This is a genomic window from Hydrotalea sp. (assembly GCF_049968455.1).
In the GTDB taxonomy this organism is placed as follows: Bacteria; Bacteroidota; Bacteroidia; order Chitinophagales; family Chitinophagaceae; genus Hydrotalea.
The window spans coordinates 1-3,868 of sequence record NZ_JBMFQT010000039.1; the positions used below are offsets into that span (position 1 = coordinate 1).

Here is a 3,868-nt window from a genome sequence, read left to right on the forward strand (position 1 = left end):
CAGAACAAATGACAGAATGAAACCAAGAGTTGTAAGCGGTGTATTAAAAGATGGTTTAGAAAATACAAGTAATCCTACTGCTAATAATATTTTAATTACTCCTTACTACAATAGTACAGCATATTATGGCGAAACTACGGGTATGCCTGATGAGGAGTTTATTCAAAAAAATGTGAATTGGTTAAGGTTACGTGACATTACCTTGAATTATGTAATGCCTGAAAATGTAGTTAAAAAACTAAAAGGCTTTAGGTCATTAAGCTTTTTTGTTACCGGTAATGATTTGGTATTGTTTACAAATTATAATGGAGCTGATCCTGCTGTAAATGGCAATACTGCAGCAACAAAGGGTGTAGGTGCTTTTGGGTTTGATTTTGGAAATATTGCCACACCCATTTCCGTAAATGTTGGTTTACGTGCAGGATTTTAAATTCATTTCATTATAAAGTAAAAAAGATATTATGAAAAATATGAAAATAAAAACTGGTATTTTTTCTTTGTTTGCCGTGCTTATTTTTTTGAATAGCTGTTCAAAAAAAATTGATGCTGCTTATCAAAATCCTAATGCTCAAACTGTAGAACCTATTGAAAGTTTATTGCCGGGTGTAATTGGCAATTTTCTAGGCAATGCATCATCTGCAGGTAGTGGTTATGGTTTAGGTGGCGATGCTACCATTATTGGACGATATATACAATATTGGAATAATTATGCAGTAACCTCAAGTGATAATGGAGGTACCCAATATGATCAAATGGGTGGTACAGTGGGAGGCAGTGATTTATTAGGTTCTGTTTGGGCTATGTTTTATTATGGGCAGGGCCAGAATTTAAATAGAATAATAGAATGGGGTAGTCAACAACAGAAATGGGATTACGTTGGTGTTGCACAGGCTATTCGTGCTTGGGGTTGGCTAGAAATGGTGAATCAATACAATAGCATTATTTTAAAGCAAGCTTTTAATACTAGTTTACAGCAATTTAATTATGATGATCCATCGGATGTATATGATACAGTTAGAGCTACTTGTTACAGAGCTTTAACCAATTTAAATAGAACTGATGGTGCTGTAAGTGCTGCTAACTTAGCTATTGGCGATGCTTATATGAATAAGGGTGATGTAAACAAATGGAAGAAGTTTGTTTATGGTGTATTAGCTCGTTCATACCAATACTTGTCTAATAAGTCAGCCTACTTATCTAATCACTATGCCGATTCAGCTATTTATTATGCTAATCTTGGACCCACAAGCAACTCTGATAATATTACATTGAAGTTTGCCGGGCAAAAAACATCTGGCACTTCAAATTATTTTGGGCCTTTTAGAGGGAATGTTGGAAGTCTTCGTCAATCAGCTTATGTTGCTAATTTGTTATCCGGATTAAACTCTACGGCATTTACAGGTGTTCAAGACCCAAGAGCATGGTATTTGATACGCGAAAATTCAAATGGTACATTTAAAGGGGTGCAGCCAGGTCAAGGGTCAGCGGGATTATTAACTCCGGATTTACCCAAAAACTTTTGGGGTAATACATTTAATTCAGTTGGAGCGCCTTTAGCTGATTCTGGTAGATTTGTATTTAGAGATACCGCACAATTTCCGGTAATGACTGCTTCTGAAATGCAGTTTATTATTGCAGAGGCCTCCTATCGTAAAGGAGACAAAGCAACTGCATTAGCTGCTTATACCAATGGTATTTCCTTACATTTTGATATGCTTGCCAATCAGTATGCTTTTAATGTTCCTTCTTATGCTTTAATTACACCCTCAGCTAAGTCGGCTTATTTGACAAATACAAGTGTTGTTCCAACTAATCCGGGTAGTTTAACCCTAACACAAATAATGCTTCAAAAATATATTGCATTATACGGTTGGGGTGTACACGAAACCTGGGCTGATATGCGTCGGTTTCACTACACTGATATAGACCCGATTACAGGTGCACAAGTTTATGCTGATTTTGTTCCCGGCGGTGGTACACTATATATTAACAATAATGGTAAGTATGTTTATAGAGCAAGGCCTCGCTATAATTCAGAATATTTATACGATATCCCTTCCTTACAAAAAGTTGGAGCGCTGAATTTAGATTATCATACTTATGAATGCTGGTTTTCTCAACAATAAAATTATTATAATATGAAGCGAACTTTTGTTAAGTTATTTTTAGTTTTTATATTTTTTGTAGCCATTTATGCATGCAAAAAAACATTTATTATTAACACACCTTATCAGGTAGCGGATTCAACAAAAGCGTATCTAAAAATTATTCATGCCTCTCCGTTTTTTCGATTGTCAACAGGGGCACAGGATACCTTTAATGTGTACTTAGGAAATATTCGATTAAACAATGTACCATTTTTAACTTATGGAGGACTATTTCCAAATGCAGTTAATCCCAATTCTTCTACCATTACAAATACCTATATGTCAGTACCCGCTGGATTACAGCAGTTTCATTTCTCAATACCGGGTGTGGTTAATAAGGATTCTATACAATTATTTGCATTTACAAAAAATTTAAATCCTGGTAGTTTTTATACACTACTTATTACAGATTCTATCCTCTCAAAACGCGATTCTTCTAGAATTTTTGTGCAAGATGTATTTGCAACACCATTGCCAGGAAATATTAGTGTTCGTTTCATACATGCTGTATTGAACGATACAATTGGAAAAAAAGTTGATGTGTTTTCCTATGCAAGAAATACCACTATTTTAACTAATATTCCGCCAGATTCAACTACAGCTTTTCAAAGTTTAGGATATAATACAGGTGTAGTGGATACATTTTATGTTACTCGTTCTTTAGCTCAGGGTCAGCCATCAAATACCCCATTAGCAAATAGAACTATTTTAGCTAAATTGGCTTTTTCTACCAATTTAACAGGTGCCTCACCGCAACGTGTTTTCACCTTATATTATAAAGGAAATGCGAACCTAACAACCGGAACAAAAGCAAGAACGCTTTCATCTTATATAAATCAATAAAGTTTTTTTAGTGATTCGTTTTTTACGGCTGCAGCAATGCAGCCTTTTTTATTTTCCTATTTTAACAATTATCATCATCCTCTATTTAACTTTACACTTAACTTCGACTGTATAATTGGATATATGAAAAAACTTATTTTTTGCCTCTGTTTATTTCTGTTAATGAACGCTTCCCAAGCCCAAATATTAAAGGGATTATTAAACAATAGCAAAGATTCAAGTGCTAATAATGCAGTATCTGCAGTTTCGGGTTTAATAAAAGGTGGTTCTAACGGAACATCATTGTCGAAAGACGATATTATAAACGGATTGAAACAGGCTTTGGAATTAGGTGCTAATAATAGTGTTACCAAACTTTCTACTTTGGATGGTTATTTTAAAAATAATGCTATAAAAATATTAATGCCGCCCGAAGCACAAAAAGTTGAAAAAACTTTACGTGACATGGGATTGGGGAATGAAATTGATAATGCTGTATTAGCTATGAATAGAGCGGCTGAAGATGCTGCTAAAAGTGCTGCTCCCATTTTTGTGAATGCAATTAAAGGAATGACTATTCAAGATGGAATGCAATTACTGCAGGGCGGTGATTCTGCGGCTACACATTATTTACGCGAAAAAACAACTGCTTCTTTAACAACTGCTTTCAAACCTATCGTGGCACAATCATTAGAGAAAGTAGATGCAACCAAATATTGGAATTCTGTTTTTTCAACTTATAATAAAGTTCCTTTTGTTAAAAAAATTAATCCTGATTTAACAAGTTATGTAACTGAAAAAGCATTAAATGGTTTATTTTTTCAGGTAGCTCAAGAAGAACAAAAAATTAGAAAGGATCCGTTAGCAAGAACTACTGATTTGCTTAAAAAAGTTTTTGC

Annotated in this window: 3 protein-coding genes and 1 pseudogene; all 4 read left to right on the plus strand. The window is 34.4% G+C overall.

Features of this window, described 5'->3' with window-relative positions; genetic code table 11:
• A pseudogene (locus tag ACP5P5_RS13400) lies at nt 1-430 on the plus strand (hypothetical protein); the annotation flags it as partial.
• A gap of 40 nt (nt 431-470) precedes the next feature.
• Nucleotides 471-2,126, plus strand: coding sequence for a SusD/RagB family nutrient-binding outer membrane lipoprotein (locus ACP5P5_RS13405; protein ID WP_428286621.1), 1,656 nt, complete (start codon nt 471-473; stop codon nt 2,124-2,126).
• 12 nt (nt 2,127-2,138) lie between these two features.
• The gene (locus ACP5P5_RS13410) at nt 2,139-2,990 is read left to right on the plus strand and encodes a hypothetical protein (RefSeq protein WP_428286622.1); all 852 of its coding nucleotides are present in this window, start codon (nt 2,139-2,141) and stop codon (nt 2,988-2,990) included.
• Between the two features lie 162 nt (nt 2,991-3,152).
• A partial coding sequence (locus tag ACP5P5_RS13415; protein ID WP_428286623.1) for a DUF4197 domain-containing protein occupies nt 3,153-3,868 on the plus strand: 716 nt, incomplete at its 3' end.